At 44.7% G+C, this 15,229-nt stretch carries 13 protein-coding genes; all 13 read left to right on the plus strand.

Features of this window, described 5'->3' with window-relative positions:
* Positions 1–74 precede the first annotated feature (74 nt).
* The 13 genes from AC0YOD_RS13160 to AC0YOD_RS13220 all read left to right on the plus strand — a co-directional run bounded on the left by AC0YOD_RS13160 (position 75) and on the right by AC0YOD_RS13220 (position 14,994).
* Positions 75–998, plus strand: a complete 924-nt coding sequence (locus AC0YOD_RS13160; protein ID WP_475799747.1) for an ABC transporter permease subunit — start codon at positions 75–77, stop codon at positions 996–998.
* Between the two features lie 92 nt (positions 999–1,090).
* Positions 1,091–2,002: an ABC transporter permease gene (locus AC0YOD_RS13165; protein ID WP_475799748.1), complete on the plus strand. Its 912-nt coding sequence runs from the start codon at positions 1,091–1,093 to the stop codon at positions 2,000–2,002.
* A 13-nt stretch (positions 2,003–2,015) separates the two neighbouring features.
* Entirely contained in the window at positions 2,016–3,020 is a 1,005-nt protein-coding gene (locus AC0YOD_RS13170; RefSeq protein WP_475799749.1) for an ABC transporter ATP-binding protein, read from the plus strand.
* The gene (locus AC0YOD_RS13175; protein WP_475799750.1) at positions 3,017–4,009 is read left to right on the plus strand and encodes an ABC transporter ATP-binding protein; all 993 of its coding nucleotides are present in this window, start codon (positions 3,017–3,019) and stop codon (positions 4,007–4,009) included. The genes AC0YOD_RS13170 and AC0YOD_RS13175 overlap by 4 nt, the downstream gene beginning before the upstream one ends.
* A 41-nt stretch (positions 4,010–4,050) precedes the next feature.
* Positions 4,051–5,517 (plus strand): leucyl aminopeptidase family protein, encoded by a 1,467-nt coding sequence (locus tag AC0YOD_RS13180; RefSeq protein ID WP_475799751.1) that lies wholly within the window; start codon positions 4,051–4,053, stop codon positions 5,515–5,517.
* A gap of 29 nt (positions 5,518–5,546) precedes the next feature.
* Entirely contained in the window at positions 5,547–6,233 is a 687-nt protein-coding gene (locus tag AC0YOD_RS13185) for a copper homeostasis protein CutC (RefSeq protein ID WP_475799752.1), read from the plus strand.
* 37 nt (positions 6,234–6,270) lie between these two features.
* Positions 6,271–7,230 carry an ROK family protein gene (locus AC0YOD_RS13190; protein WP_475799753.1) on the plus strand — a complete coding sequence of 320 codons (960 nt, stop codon included), beginning with the start codon at positions 6,271–6,273 and terminating at the stop codon, positions 7,228–7,230.
* A 39-nt stretch (positions 7,231–7,269) separates the two neighbouring features.
* Positions 7,270–8,544, plus strand: a complete 1,275-nt coding sequence (locus AC0YOD_RS13195; RefSeq protein WP_475799754.1) for an alpha-L-fucosidase — start codon at positions 7,270–7,272, stop codon at positions 8,542–8,544.
* Positions 8,545–8,769: 225 nt separating this feature from the next.
* Entirely contained in the window at positions 8,770–9,789 is a 1,020-nt protein-coding gene (locus AC0YOD_RS13200; RefSeq protein ID WP_475799755.1) for a LacI family DNA-binding transcriptional regulator, read from the plus strand.
* A gap of 118 nt (positions 9,790–9,907) precedes the next feature.
* Positions 9,908–10,897: an ABC transporter permease gene (locus AC0YOD_RS13205; RefSeq protein ID WP_475799756.1), complete on the plus strand. Its 990-nt coding sequence runs from the start codon at positions 9,908–9,910 to the stop codon at positions 10,895–10,897.
* A 24-nt stretch (positions 10,898–10,921) separates the two neighbouring features.
* A complete protein-coding gene (locus AC0YOD_RS13210) occupies positions 10,922–11,809 on the plus strand; it encodes a carbohydrate ABC transporter permease (protein WP_475799757.1) in 888 nt (295 codons plus the stop codon).
* A gap of 121 nt (positions 11,810–11,930) precedes the next feature.
* Complete coding sequence (locus AC0YOD_RS13215) at positions 11,931–13,538, plus strand: type 2 periplasmic-binding domain-containing protein (RefSeq protein ID WP_475799993.1); 1,608 nt, start codon at positions 11,931–11,933, stop codon at positions 13,536–13,538.
* Between the two features lie 109 nt (positions 13,539–13,647).
* On the plus strand, positions 13,648–14,994 hold the full coding sequence (locus AC0YOD_RS13220; protein WP_475799758.1) for a glycoside hydrolase family 30 protein: 1,347 nt from the start codon (positions 13,648–13,650) through the stop codon (positions 14,992–14,994).
* Positions 14,995–15,229 lie beyond the last annotated feature (235 nt).

Consider the following 15,229-nt stretch of genomic DNA (forward strand, 5'->3'; position numbering starts at 1 on the left):
ACGGGGCCGCTTCTATAGATTAATAGGAAGCGGCCCTATTATATCATTTGTCGAAACTGAAGGAGGCTTATGAATTGGGTAGATATGCTTTGCAAAGACTCCTCGGGGTTATTCCGTTGCTGTTCGTCGTATCCGTACTTGTCTTTATGTTTATTCACTTAATTCCAGGCGATCCGGCAAGGCTTATTGCTGGAAAGGACGCTACACTTGAAGAGATTCAAGGCATTCAGGAGCAGCTTGGACTTAATCTTCCACTATGGCAGCAATATATTAACTATATGGGAGATTTGCTGAGTGGCAATCTAGGTAATTCGATTCGATCTGGGATGCCGGTTACCGATATGTTGGAGAGCAGAATAATGCCGACCTTATGGTTGACGTTCCTAAGCATGGCTTGGGCGCTCGTTATCGGTCTTTTGATTGGGGTTGTATCTGCAGTATACCGTAACAGATGGCCTGACTATGCAGGCACATTGACAGCTATTTCGGGGATGTCCATTCCCGGGTTCTGGTTAGGACTCGTTCTTATTCAAATTTTCTCGGTAGAGCTTGGTTGGTTTCCTACTGGTGGTGTTGATTCTTGGAAGTCTTACATTTTGCCTTCAATTACGCTTGGAGCAGGTATCATGTCTATGTTAGCCAGATATTCACGGTCATCGATGCTGGAGACGATGCGAGAGGATTACATCCGTACGGGTCGTGCAAAAGGTTTGCGTGAGTCTGTTGTTATTGGAAGACATGCGCTTCGCAATTCACTTATCCAGGTTGTAACTGTAGCAGGGCTTCAATTTGGTTTTCTTCTTGGCGGTTCGGTTATGGTCGAGACGGTATTCAGTATTCCAGGTCTTGGAAGATTGCTGGTTGATTCTATTCTATTCCGTGATTACACAGTCATTCAGGCATTGCTATTGCTATTCGCGACGCAGTTTATTCTTATCAATTTAATTGTTGATTTACTGTATGGCGTACTCAATCCAAAAATTAGGTATTCGTCGTAATTAAAGCGATGAAGACATGTAGTGATACGAATTGTTATTCATGCGACAGATGATGTTACTTACAGCGTTTATTTAGGGTTAGGAGGAATATCATGAGCAACAATTCGACGGTGATGGGGCCGAATTCCCCATTATCGGAAAAGGTGCAGGCTCCGGTGAAAAAGAAGAGCCGATTTGGAGCATTTATTCGCAAGTTTTGCAAACAACGGATGCCTCTTGTGGCTACCTGCTTTATTATATTGCTGTTTATTGTTGCTATCTTTGGACAGTTTCTGACCCCTTACAATCCTGATGTGCCGAACTATGATGCATTGATGGAGGGACCATCCGCTGCTCATTGGGCGGGTACGGATGAATATGGCCGTGACATTCTAAGCCGATTGATTGATGGAACTAGGCTAACATTAGCAGTAAGTCTCAGTGCCGTAGCGATTGCAGCGGTACTCGGTACCATTCTAGGTTTGCTCAGCGGCTATTACGGCGGGTGGCTGGATCGGATTATTATGCGAGGCAGTGACGTGCTGTTCTCATTCCCTGATCTATTATTGGCTATTGGTATTGTGGCTATACTGGGTCCCGGCCTATCGAATGTCGTTATTGCGGTCGCGGTATTCGGAACACCTTCGTTTGCGCGAATTATTCGAAGCGTGACGTTATCCTCTAAAGAAACATTGTTCGTAGAGGCTGCCCGCTCAATGGGAGCCAAAAATGGTCGAATTATTTGGCGTCATATTTTTCCAGAGACGATTTCTAGCATTATCGTTAATGTATCGATGAAAATCGGCGGTGCCATTCTGGCAGCTGCATCACTAAGCTTCCTCGGAATGGGTGCGAAGACAACAGAGCCCGATTGGGGTGCGATGTTAAGTATGGGGCGCGATTATTTGAGTATTGCTCCGCATATCGTCTATTTTCCGGGTATAGCGATCTTTTTGACTGTACTTGCTTTTAACCTGCTCGGGGACGGACTGCGTGATGCTCTTGATCCCAAAATGAAAAACTAAGGAGGGACAAGACATGACTCATAATTTGCTGGAAGTACAAGGGTTGAAAACGGAGTTCAAACGCGGCAGCGACAGCATAACAGCGGTTTCTGGTGTTGACTTTCACATAAAAAAAGGTGAAGTGCTTGGTCTTGTCGGTGAATCCGGTTGTGGGAAAAGCGTAACCTCCTTGTCGATTATGCGCCTGCTTAAGGATACGCCGGGCAAAATCACCGGAGGTGCTGTTCGTTTTGAAGGAAAAGATTTAACGAGTATTTCTGAGAAGGACATGCGCCGTATTCGGGGAAATGAGATGGCGATGATTTTTCAAGAGCCGATGACTTCTCTCAATCCTGTGCTGAGAATCGGATTGCAGTTGGCAGAACCGATTATGCTGCATTTGGGCTATGGACGCAAGAAGGCACGTGAGCATGCGATTCAAATGCTGCGGCTTGTTGGTATTCCACGCGCAGAGGAGCTGGTTGATGATTATCCGCATCAGCTCTCAGGTGGTATGAGGCAGAGGGTCATGATTGCGATGGCAATGTCCTGCCATCCGAAGCTTCTCATTGCAGATGAGCCGACAACAGCGCTCGATGTGACGATACAAGCGCAAATTCTTGATCTGATGAAGCGGCTGAAAGAAGAACAGGATATGGGCATGCTGCTCATTACGCATGATCTCGGTGTTGTAGCTGAACTATGTGACCGGGTTGTTGTCATGTACGCGGGACGTGTTGTGGAGGAAGCTTCTGTTCATGAGTTGTTCGCAAATCCACAGCATCCCTATACGAAGGGCTTGATCCAATCGGTTCCGAAGCTGCGTCAGAATGTACGCCGTCTGGATTCCATTAAAGGAAATGTTCCCGATCTATCACAGATGCCGCAAGGCTGTAAGTTTGCACCGCGCTGCTCCTTCGTTATGGACAGTTGTCTGACGAAAGAACCGAATTTGCTTCCCATTGAAGGGCATACGGGGCGTAAGAGCCGCTGTTTCCTAACAGAGCAGAAGAATACGGAAGGAGTGAGTCGCGTATGAAAGAGGCACCGCTAATAGAAGTGAAAGGTCTGAAGAAGTCCTTTTCAGTAAAGAAGGGCTTTCTCGGAACGACTAAATATTTGCGAGCGGTTGATGGTATCTCATTCGCTATCCGTAAAGGCGAAACGTTCAGCCTCGTCGGTGAGAGCGGTTGTGGCAAATCTACTACAGGTAGACTAGTAACACGACTGCTGGAGCCTAATGATGGTGAAGTGTGGTTTAAGGGTCAGAACATCAGCCATATATCAGACAATCAAATGCGACCGCTTCGCAAAGATATGCAGATGGTGTTCCAGGACCCCTATGCATCTCTTAATCCAAGGATGAAGGTCAAGGATCTTGTAGCTGAGCCATTGCTTATTCATACAAAGCTCTCACCCAAAGAAAGAGATAAGCTTGCTTCTGAGCTTCTCGAAACGGTTGGGCTTAGCAGCTTTCATGCCGAGCGCTTCGCGCATGAATTCAGCGGCGGGCAGCGACAACGGATCGGTATTGCCCGGGCGTTATCTGTTAGACCGAGCTTAATAGTAGCGGATGAGCCCGTATCAGCACTGGATGTATCGATTCAATCTCAGGTGCTGAACTTGCTGCAGGATTTGCAGGAGGAGTATGGTCTGACTTATTTGTTCATCTCGCATGATCTAAGTGTTGTTGAACATATTAGCGACCGTATTGGCGTTATGTATCTAGGCTCACTTGTCGAGACGGCGGACAAGGATACGCTTTATGATCGTCCGCTGCATCCTTATACGCAAGCCTTGCTCTCATCCGTTCCCGTACCTGATCCGAGCTTGAAGAAGGAACGCATTATTTTGAAGGGCGATCTTCCAAGTCCTGTCGATCCGCCAACCGGCTGCAGATTTCATACAAGATGTCCTTCCTGCATGGAAATTTGTAAGCAGCATGAGCCGATTTTCCGGGAAGTTGAACCTGGACATGAGGTTGCGTGCCACTTATTCGATGAAGAGATGTTGAGATTAGAGCGTTAATCCAATTTGTATAAATATTTTAAAGCAAAGAAGGGACAACGATGAATATCTTAATCGATTCCGCCAATTTGGCGGATATTCTCGTCTATCTGGCTTTTGAAGAAGAGACGTTTCCCCACAAGCTAGGGGAATCGCATAAAGGGTCATGCAGTGCGACGTGGTTATTCAGCCGAACAGAAGAAGAGCATGACGTGCTTGCTGTAGGAATGGGGAAGCGCAGCGATCTGACGCTTGAGAGGATTCGTCGGGCAGCTGGGACAGCCGCTCGCATGGTGCAGCGTGAGGGTAGAAGCAGTGCCGCATTTGTACGCATCGCGGATGGTCAAGAAGCTGATGCAGCTAACAATAACAGTGGAATTTCTGCCGCAGATTGGCTGCAAGCGTGGACAGAAGGCTGGCTTCTCGGTTTATACCGATTCGAGGCTTATCGGCAAGCAACGAAGCTAAAAGTCTCCGTTGATTTATTGCTGAATTCGAAAGATTGGTCTGAGCTAAGTGTTGCAGAGCTGGATGCTGTGCTTGAGACTGGGCGAATCCGTGCTGAAGGCGCTATGCTTGCGCGTGACCGGGTGAATGAATCTCCCCAAACGCTCAATCCGGATACATTCACACAATGGATGGCGGAGTACTTCGACCGTGATGATAGCTCTATTAAGGTTCATGTCTACCAAGGGCAGGAGCTTGTTGACCTACAGATGAACGGTCTGATTACAGTAGGCGCAGGCAGCAAGCATGCGCCAGCGCTCGTCGAAATCCGCTACGAAGGAAACCCTGAGCTGCCGATGCTGGCTTTGGTTGGCAAGGGCGTTACTTTTGATATGGGCGGGATGAACGCGAAGACTGCCAGCGATATTAGCGATGCACGTATGGATATGGGCGGTGCTGCTGCTGTCATTGGCGCTATGGATATTTTGCTTCGGAAGCAAGCTAAAGTGAATGTGACTGCACTCATTCCGGTCGTTGACAATGTACCTGATGCAGAAGCAACATTACCGTCGTCCGTCATTCACTATCCGAATGGGCTGACGGTTCAGGTTGCAAATACCGATGGCGAGGGCAGGCTCATTCTTGCAGATGCACTAATTCATGCGGCGAATATCGGGGCAGTAGAAGCAATCGATATTGCTACGCTGACTGGTAATGTTGGAGCTGCACTGGGTCTTGGCATCGCAGGTATTTGGGGTGATGAGGACATGACGCGTAGTCTCGTTGAAATTGGAGAGCGCAATGGAGAACGACTGTGGCCGATGCCGCTTATGGATGAGTATGAAGCGGATCTTCTAAGCCTTTATGCTGATTTGCGAAATGTCGGTACTTCTCCGTTCGCAGGTGCGATTACAGCAGCTCTGTTCATTCGCCGCTTCGTAGCTAAATCTATGAAGTGGATTCATATTGATATGGCTGGAACGGTTCAGTATAAGCAAGATATGAGTTATTCAGAAGCAGGCGCGACCGGATATGGCGCACGACTTCTTGCTGATTATGCGATGAAGCAGCAGCGTCAGTAAGAAAATCGCTAGATTAGGAGGGCTTAGGTATGGTTTTGGAAGTCATCGCCACTTGTATAGAGGATGCATTAGCGGCTGAGGCGAGCGGTGCTAATCGTCTTGAGCTGATTACTGCCATTACAGAGGGTGGCTTAACACCAGGAATTGGATTAATCCAGCAGGTTGCCGAAGCGGTGAATATCCCTGTCTTTGTAATGGTTCGTCCGCATAGTCGATCATTCGTCTACTCGAAAAATGATATTTTGACAATGGCAGCGGAGATCAAAGCCATTGCGGCAAGCGGTGCAGCGGGTGTTGTTCTGGGTGCATTGACACCGGAAGGACGCATTGATGAGCAGGCTTTGGAAACATTGCTGCCATTAACGAATGGCCTTCAAGTGACATTCCACCGCGCATTCGACGAGCTGGAAGATCAGATTGACGGTATGCGAACGCTAAGCAAGTACCCGCAAATAACACGAGTGCTCACATCGGCTGGACCAGGACCAGCGATGGAAGCTATTCCAGCTATGCGCAGGTTAGTAGAGGAATCGCAGGGTGGATCGATAAAAATATTGGCTGGCAGCGGCTTGAAGCCGGAAGGCATTACGATGTTTATCGAGCAAACCGGCGTAACGGAAGTGCATTTTGGGTCAGCTGTTCGTTATGGCAATGACTCTCTGTCTCCTATTGATCCAGCGACTTTGCGTACGTTGGCTGATAGTCTGCGTTCATAGTTAGGATTGAAACTAGAAAGTGAAAAGGTGAATGGCAATGCATAAGGTTGAGAGCTACGTAGTTGGAATCGATTTGGGAGGAACGAAGATTGCCGCAGCACTGTTCGACTCGAACGGCAGTCTGGTGAATAGGGAACAGATGGAGACGGCCGGTGCTCGAACAGCCGAAGAAGTGGTTCAGCGAATGATCGGCATGATTCGCTCTGTCTCCGAAGGACGGCCATTGAGGGGCGTCGGATTAGCATCTCCTGGAGCAGTTAACAGCCGGGATGGTATCGTTATTAACGGCACTAACCTACCGGAATGGGACAATGTCCCGCTGAAGCAATGGATGGAATCAGCGCTCGGTGTTGAGGTGCAGGTCGTTAATGATGCCAACGCTGCTGCATGGGGCGAGTATGTAAGAGGCGCTGGCAAAGGCGCTGAAAATATGGTTTACGTTACATTTAGCACAGGCATTGGAGCGGGAATCGTCATGGACGGCAAACTGATGCTGGGAACAGATTCCTTTGCTGGTGAGCTGGGACATAACATTATCGACCCGAACGGTTCGGTATGCAGCTGTGGTAGATACGGCTGCTGGGAAGTGTTCGCTTCAGGTACGGCCATTCGCGATACTGCGCTGCGTTTTATGGAAAATAGATCGTCACTTATAACGGAGCTGGCAAGCGCGAACGGAGACAAAGTGACAGCTCAGCATGTATTCCAAGCAATGAAATTAAACGATCCGGTAGCCGTCGAGGTCATTGACCGGACGATTCATTATATGGCAATTGGATTGGCGAATGCGGTTCATACTTTTAATCCCGATCGTATCGTTATCGGCGGGGGTGTGAGTAAAGCGGGAGATTTACTGTTGCCTGCGCTGCGGAAGAAGACAGATGAATTCGTTATGGCGCCTTACAGAGGAACATTCAATATCGTATCCGCAGGGCTCAAGGATGATGTTGGTCTTATCGGAGCTGCGGCGTTATTCCATACAATCGAAGCAGAATAATGAACGTATCATTCATTTTATAATCGGAGGGATTCAGGAATGGGAACGAGAGAAGACAGAACGCATTGGTTTTTGCAGGATAGATTCGGCATGTTCATTCATTGGGGACTTTATTCAATTCCGGCTAGAGGTGAATGGATTCGCGGCAATGAGCGCATGAGCAAAGAGCACTATATGACGTATTTTGATGAGTTTGATGCATCACGTTATGATCCGAAGGCATGGGCAAAAGCAGCTAAGGCTGCGGGGCAGAAGTACGCTGTACTGACGACCAAGCATCATGATGGGTTCTGTTTATTTGACAGCAAGCTCACTGACTTCAAAGCAACGAACACGCCTGCTGGCCGCGACCTTGTTCGTGAATATGTAGATGCATTCCGGGCAGAGGGAATCGCTGTCGGCTTGTACTATTCCATTATCGACTGGGATCATGACGATTATCCGGGCTACGGCGATAAAGCGCATCCCGATCGGAGCAATGAAGCGGCGAAAGACAAGCCGATTAACTTTGACCAATACCTCGAGTATATGCACGGACAAGTGAAAGAGCTGTTGACGAATTACGGTAAAATCGACATCATGTGGTTCGACTTCTCTTACGACAACATGACGGGTGAGAAATGGAAAGCGACTGAGCTCGTTCGTATGATACGCTCCATTCAGCCTGATATTATTATCGACAACCGCTTAGGCGGGAACATTCGCGCGGCGGAGCCGGAAGAATATGCAGGTGATTTTTTCTCGCCGGAGCAAATCATCCCTCCAGGCGGCATTGTGGACGTGAACGGTCAATCTATCCCTTGGGAAGCATGTATTACGCTTAACGACAATTGGGGCTATTGCTCGGAGGACAAAAATTACAAGTCAACGAAGCAGGTTATCCGGACAATGGTAGAATGCATTAGTAAGAATGGCAATCTGCTGCTTAATGTTGGACCTGATGCGAAAGGTGAAATGACACGTGAATCGCTTGTCGTATTAAGCGAGATCGGTGAATGGATGCGATTGAATGGTGACAGCATTTATGGCTGTGGTCATTCCTCGCTTCCGAAGCCGGAGTGGGGCCGTTATACGCAGAAGGGCAACAAATTGTATGCTCATGTCTATGACAGAGGTATCGGCCCTATCTATTTCCAAGGCTTAAAAGGGAAGATTAAAAAGGCTAGATTACTGCGTGACGGTACGGAGCTGAAAATTGAAACACCATGGATGGCCGAAGAATATTCCGATATTGATGGCGGCGCATTTATTACACTGAAGGGCGCAGAGCTGCCTGATGAGATGGATACGGTCATTGAACTTGAACTCCTCTAATTCCTTTTCTTTGCATGGTTAATCCGCAGGGTTGTAACAGAAGGTCGTAGACCTCTCGTTACAGCCCTATTGATCTGTGTTCAGCAGGAGTTTGTTAAATCGAATGGTTAAAAACCCGTATAGGATAAAAAATTCCTAACGATCTTTAAAAAAGGTATTGTATTGAAAACGCTTTTATGGTAATTTGTATTTAATAAAAACGTTTTTATTAAAAGGGTGAAAGTTATGGGGAAAGTAACAATCAAAGATGTTGCTAGAGAGGCCGGAGTCTCCATTTCTACGGTCTCTAATGCTTTGAATGATGTAGATGTACTAAATCAGGAAACAAAACAACATGTTTTGAAAGTCGCTGAGCGCTTAAATTATGTACCGAACATTAACGGAAAGCTTTTAAAGTCAGGGAAGACTAAGATGTTGGGCTTCTTTACAACAAGCGTATCAGGACCGTATTTCTATATACTGGTTGAATCCATGTCACGTGAATGCGACCGTTTAGGCTACGGATTGAATGTTTTTGTCACAAATGATAAGCAAGCCATTATAAGTAATATTCTTGGTGGACGTGTGGATGGTGTAGTCATCTTTGAAGAATTAAAAGTGGATGATAAAGACATTGCAGCTATGGAAAAAGAGAAAATTAAAGCTGTATTTCTAGATCGCATTATTCAGAACGAGACGATGGGAAGCATCATTTTTGATTCCTATGTAGCTGGATATGAAGCGACCAAATATCTGATTAGCTTAGGTCATAAGAAAATTGCCTATATTTCCGGTGTAGATACGATGTTTGACAGTGTTCAGCGGAAGGAAGGCTATCTAGCGGCATTACGTGAGCATCAATTTCCGTTTGATGAAGACTATATCCTACAAGGTTATTTTGAAGAAGAAGGCTCTTATAATGCTGTAAAGTCGTTTTCCCGTGCACACTCCAGCAAAATGCCAGATGCATTTTTGGCGGGTAATGACATAAGTGCGATCGGATGTATTCGTGCTTTAAAATCCCTTGGCTATGAGGTTCCGCTCGATATTAGCGTAGTGGGCTTCGATGATATTGATATCGCGCAGTATTTTACACCGCCCTTGACGACTGTAAGAAATCAGATTGCCAGACAGGGAATTCTAGTTATCGATCATTTGGTTCGCATGATACAGAAGAAAGAACAGGGCAAGGTAATGAAATTGGCAAGTGAGCTTGTCGTACGAGGTTCTAGTCATGTAAAGATCGATCGGAATGAGCAAAGCTAATAGGAAAAAAATCATTCCGAGTACATGTTTATTTGTCATGCGAAATAGGAGGGATTTTTGATCAAAAATAAAAACGTTTTTATTACAAAATATGAGGTTCTATAAGGAGGCGAAGCAGGTGAATAAAACAGCTGTAGCCCAGTCAAATGGGTCAGGTGCATTGAAGCCAACCGGGAAAAAGCCGATAGGGCAAAGAATGCGGGAATTTGTGATTGATTTCAGAAGACAATGGGAGCTTCAATCCATGATCCTTCCAGGCGTCATTTTTATGTTCATCTTTTGCTATATACCGATTTATGGATTGTCGATCGCTTTTAAAAACTACACCGTAATCGACACGCTCGATACCGCCCCATGGGTTGGCTTCGATAATTTCAAAATCATATTATCTGACAAGTATTTTTGGGATTCTGTCGTTAATACGATTGGAATCAGTTTTCTTAAATTGGGTATAGGCTTTGTCATTCCTATTATTCTGGCGATCATGATTTACGAAGTCAGTATGGGGCGTTTCAAGAAATTCGTACAAACCATTTCGTATTTGCCGCACTTTTTATCTTGGATCGTTCTGGGCGGCATGCTCATTACTTGGTTCTCGACATCGGGATTGTTTAACGAGCTTCTCCTTACTTTAGGTTTGATTTCGCAGCCTCAAAATATTTTGCTTGATCCAAACAAGTATTGGTGGATCGCGACTTTATCGGATATTTGGAAAGAAGCGGGCTGGGGAACGATTTTATACTTGGCGGTTATGGCAAAAATTGATCCTACCTACTATGAGGCCGCTAAAATAGACGGCGCAAGTCGGATTAGGCAGATCTGGAATATTACGATTCCTAACATGAAAATGATGATCGGTTTAAATTTGATTCTAACTGTAAGCGGTTTATTAGGATCGAATCTAGATCAGACGCTAGTATTAATGAACTCGCAAAACCGTGAGAAAGCGGAAGTCATCAATTCTTATGTATATCGTATGGGTATGACGCAAGGTGATTTCTCTTATGCAACTGCTGTTGGTTTGGGTGTTTCGATTGTATCTGTGATCCTACTTGTAACCGCTAACAAAATAACTAGCAAGCTAAACGATAATCAATCAGTCCTATAAGTCATACAGAGGGGAGGCATCACTTTGAATCTGAAAGTAGCAAAAGGGGATCATGATAGTCGAATCTTTGATGCCATAAATATTACTTTGCTCGTTATTTTTACGATTATCATCATGGTTCCATTATGGAATGTAATCGTTTCTTCCTTCAGTTCGGGCAGATCCCTTGCAGAAGGCGGGTTTATATTTTGGCCAAAAGAGTTTTCCATGGAGAATTACGAAGCAGTATTTAGGGATGCAGGTATATGGCAGGCTTTCTTCATATCGGTCTCCAAAACCTTTATTGGGGTCATCACACACGTTTTCTTCTGCGCCATGGTTGGTTACGGGTTAAGCAAAAGATATGTCCGCGGACGTAAGTTCTATGTTGTGATGGGTGTCATTACGATGTTCTTCTCAGGCGGTATGATACCAACCTATCTATTGATCAAATCACTAGGATTGTTAAATAGCTTTTGGGTCTATATTATCCCAGCTCTATTGAGCTTCTATGATGTCATCATTCTGATGAACTTCTTTCGAAATGTGCCGGATTCGCTTGAAGAGTCAGCAAAAATTGATGGCGGCGGCGACTGGCGTATATTCCTGAGTATATTTATCCCTCTTTCCATGCCGGCTATGGCTACAATCGCACTATTCAACGGAGTCGGGCAATGGAATGATTTTATGACTACCAAATTATATATCACCGATCAATTTCTCTATCCCCTGCAGATGATGCTTTATGAAATCATTGTTCAGTCACAGACGCAGTCGATGCAAAATATCGGGGGAGCAGTAGCGATCGAGACAACGACCAAAGGGGTTCAACTAGCAACAATTGTCATTACTACACTGCCGATTGTTGTGATGTATCCAATACTTCAAAGGTACTTTATCTCTGGAATGATGCTGGGGGCGGTAAAAGAGTAAAAATTTCATTCTGAGTTAAGTAAGAGAGGCATCTGAAGTTTAAGACTCAAGTAAATGTTTTTATTAAAAGGAGGCTGACAAAGTGAATAGGTTGAGCAACGTTTTTGGTAAAAAGGGACTTATGTTTTTTATGGTTTTAATGGCTGTTGTATTGGTTGTTAGCGGTTGCAGTTCAAAGGGCGGTTCGGGTTCGAAAAAAGAGAATTGGATTTCGATTGAAGATCGCTATACACCAGATCAAGAAACACCAGCTTGGCAGTTGGATAAAAAAGAAAAGATGACTGACCTGACATGGTACGTGAACGCAGATTGGTGGAACACTGATTTTGGCAATGATGTTGTAACCAAAAAGATTAAGGAAGATCTGAACATCAATATTAAATTTATTAAAGGTGACGATACCAAATTAAATACCTTCTTTGCAGGCGGCGATATGCCGGATTTGATAACGACTTTTGACTCCAATTCTCCAGTGGTGCAAAAAGCAGCTACTTGGGCTTTCTCACTAAATGAACTTGCTGAGAAATATGATCCATATTTCAATAAAGTGGCAGCGCAAGATACGATGAACTGGTTCCAATCGAAGGATGGCAAGACTTACGGGTATCCAAACTACTCCAATACGCAAGAAGACTATGATAGCGGCAATATTCCAGCGAAAACAGCATTTATCATCCGGAAGGATGTCTATGAAGCGCTAGGCAAGCCGAGCATGGGATCTCCTGAAGAGTTCCAAAAAGTACTAAAGGATATTAAAAAACAATTCCCTGCGATGATTCCTTTTGGGTTTAACTCCATTGGAGAAGGTACGGGTTCACTAGGTGATGTGCTTCAAGATTTCATTGGGGTGCCGCTTGAAGATGAAAATAACGGATTCTACAATCGTAATCTGAATGAAGATTATTTAGCTTGGGTGAAAACATTAAATATGTCCTACAGAGACGGAGCTATTAGCGATGATAGTTTTGCAGATGATGGACCAGCTTTTGAAGAAAAAGTGAAATCAGGTAAATATGCAACGCTGCTGTTAGATGGTACACCTCAACAAGGCGGTAATCTTCAAAGCTTCCTAAGTGGAAATGCTGGAAAAGAATATATGGCGATTGATGGACCTCAAAGCACTGTTGGTAATAAACCGACATTAAATCAATCCGGCATTACGGGCTGGATGATCAGCTTTATTACGAAGACGGGCAAGGATCCTGCAAAAGCAATCCAAGTCTTTACTTACTTGTTAAGCGAAGAAGGACAAATGCTGATGAACTACGGAATTGAAGGCGAAACGTATAAGCGTAACGCTGATGGTACAGTAGAACTGTTGCCAGCTGTTAAGGATCTTCAATTGAATAATCCAGAAAACTTCAAAAAAGATTACCGGATGGGCGAATTCATGTTCTTTGGTCATGACCGTTACAAAGCTTTAAGTGAAGATGCATTCCCTGAAGCGATTAAACAAATGCAAGAGTGGGGCAAAGGGAAAATGAAGCCGCACTTTATCCTAGAAAATATTAATCCAGATCAAGGAACGCCGGAAGCCCGTGCCTTGAGTGCAATTAATACGAAATGGAACTCGACATTAGTAAGTATGATTCGTTCCAAGGATGATGCTAAATTCGATAGCGTACTGAGTGAGTATAAGTCATTCCTGAAAGACAACAATTGGGACAAAATCGTAGAAATTCGCAGTGAGAAGATGAAGGCGAACAAGGAAAAGCTGGGTCTGAAATAAGTATACGTTTTATTTTAGAAGAGGCCTCTTCCTCGGAAGAGGCTTCTACTAATAGAGTTATTTTAAAGCCTATGTAATAGATATTTATAGAAACCTGGAGGGAAACAACATGTCGAACATAACGATTTATCATTCAAATGGTGAAGAGGAGCTATTTATAGAGAAGACTTTGCAGCAGCTATCACCTATTTCTTCAAATGGAGAACAGAATAGTGTGTCAATCGATGCAGAACAGACATATCAAGAGATGGACGGCTTTGGAGCTTCCTTTACGGATTCCTCCGCGTATTTGATTAATCAAATACTAGAATCGGATCAAAGATCCGAGCTTATGCGCGCATTGTTCGATTCCAAGGATGGGATCGGCTTGTCGGTATTGCGGAACCCGATGGGAGCATCCGATTTTGCACGGGATTTTTACAGCTACAATGATTTGCCGGCTGGGGAAACCGACGAGGAGCTCAAGGGGTTCTCTGTAGCGCATGACGAGGAAGATATTATTCCTTTGATACAGGAAGCGGTACGATTAAATCCAGATATCAAGCTTATGGCATCACCTTGGAGTCCTCCGGGCTGGATGAAAACAAGCGGATCAATGATTGGCGGAGAACTGAAAAAAGAGTATTATTCAGTCTATGCCAACTATTTTGTCCGTTATATTCAAGCATATGCAACAAATGGATTGCCGATCTATGCCGTTACTCCGCAAAATGAGGCGCTGTATTCACCAGGCCATTATCCTGGCATGATCATGCTGCCGGAGGCGCAGGCTGATTTTATTAAAAATCATCTAAAGCCGCAATTCATCAAGCATAATATTGATGCCAAGATTCTCTGCTATGATCATAATTGGGATAAACCCGACTATCCTACTGCCGTTCTGGAACAAGCGAATGCTGAGGTTGATGGGGTAGCATGGCACTGGTATGGCGGAAGACCGTCAGCTCAGACCGAAGTGTACGATGCTTTTCCTGGCAAGGAGGTCCATTTCACCGAAGGGTCTGGCGGGGATTGGGTACCACCTTTTGAGCAAGCTTTCTCCAATGTAATGCGTACGGGAATTGAGATTCTTAGAAACTACAGCAAATCGTTCGTACTTTGGAATATGGCACTGGATGAGAATAATGGTCCAGCTGTACCTGGATTCGGCAAAAGCACCTGTCGCGGTATTGTGAAAATTGATCAGGGAACTAAGGAACTTACGTATACACTTGATTACTATGCACTGGCGCATTTTAGCAAATGTATACGTCCAAGGGCTGTACGCATTGCGTCATCTACAAGTAATGAACTGATCCGCTCAGTAGCCTTTAAAAATACGGATGAATCGATTGCGATCGTATTATTCAATGACAGTGAGAAGTCAGAGAATGTGGATTTGAAGCTGCCGGGTGCTGATAGCATAAGCTTTGGGCTGGAAGCGAAGAGTGCTCTAACCATAATGATAAAAGCTTAATTAGTTTCGAATACATCGCTGCAAGTGTCATTGACATTTGGCGATGTATTTTTATTTATAAGCCATTTTTAAAACAATATCCATCCTTGGATTATACCGATGTGAAAAAAATAGAATGATTTTAGCTCTATTAAAGTTGAGTTTCATATATTTTGTCCGTAGTCCAAATGATAAGAATGAGCTCGAATCTAAAATTATTGCACCAAAAGGTAAAAACAAAGTACACCTGATGCAA

This window comes from Paenibacillus sp. J31P13 (assembly GCF_056269295.1).

Coding starts and splice junctions, on each gene's coding strand:
- AC0YOD_RS13195 (WP_475799754.1), top strand. CDS start 7,270: ATGGGAACGAGAGAAGACAGAACGCATTGGTTTTTGCAGGATAGATTC.
- AC0YOD_RS13190 (WP_475799753.1), top strand. CDS start 6,271: ATGCATAAGGTTGAGAGCTACGTAGTTGGAATCGATTTGGGAGGAACG.
- AC0YOD_RS13200 (WP_475799755.1), top strand. CDS start 8,770: ATGGGGAAAGTAACAATCAAAGATGTTGCTAGAGAGGCCGGAGTCTCC.
- AC0YOD_RS13180 (WP_475799751.1), top strand. CDS start 4,051: ATGAATATCTTAATCGATTCCGCCAATTTGGCGGATATTCTCGTCTAT.
- AC0YOD_RS13175 (WP_475799750.1), top strand. CDS start 3,017: ATGAAAGAGGCACCGCTAATAGAAGTGAAAGGTCTGAAGAAGTCCTTT.
- AC0YOD_RS13215 (WP_475799993.1), top strand. CDS start 11,931: ATGTTTTTTATGGTTTTAATGGCTGTTGTATTGGTTGTTAGCGGTTGC.
- AC0YOD_RS13185 (WP_475799752.1), top strand. CDS start 5,547: ATGGTTTTGGAAGTCATCGCCACTTGTATAGAGGATGCATTAGCGGCT.
- AC0YOD_RS13220 (WP_475799758.1), top strand. CDS start 13,648: ATGTCGAACATAACGATTTATCATTCAAATGGTGAAGAGGAGCTATTT.
- AC0YOD_RS13165 (WP_475799748.1), top strand. CDS start 1,091: ATGAGCAACAATTCGACGGTGATGGGGCCGAATTCCCCATTATCGGAA.
- AC0YOD_RS13170 (WP_475799749.1), top strand. CDS start 2,016: ATGACTCATAATTTGCTGGAAGTACAAGGGTTGAAAACGGAGTTCAAA.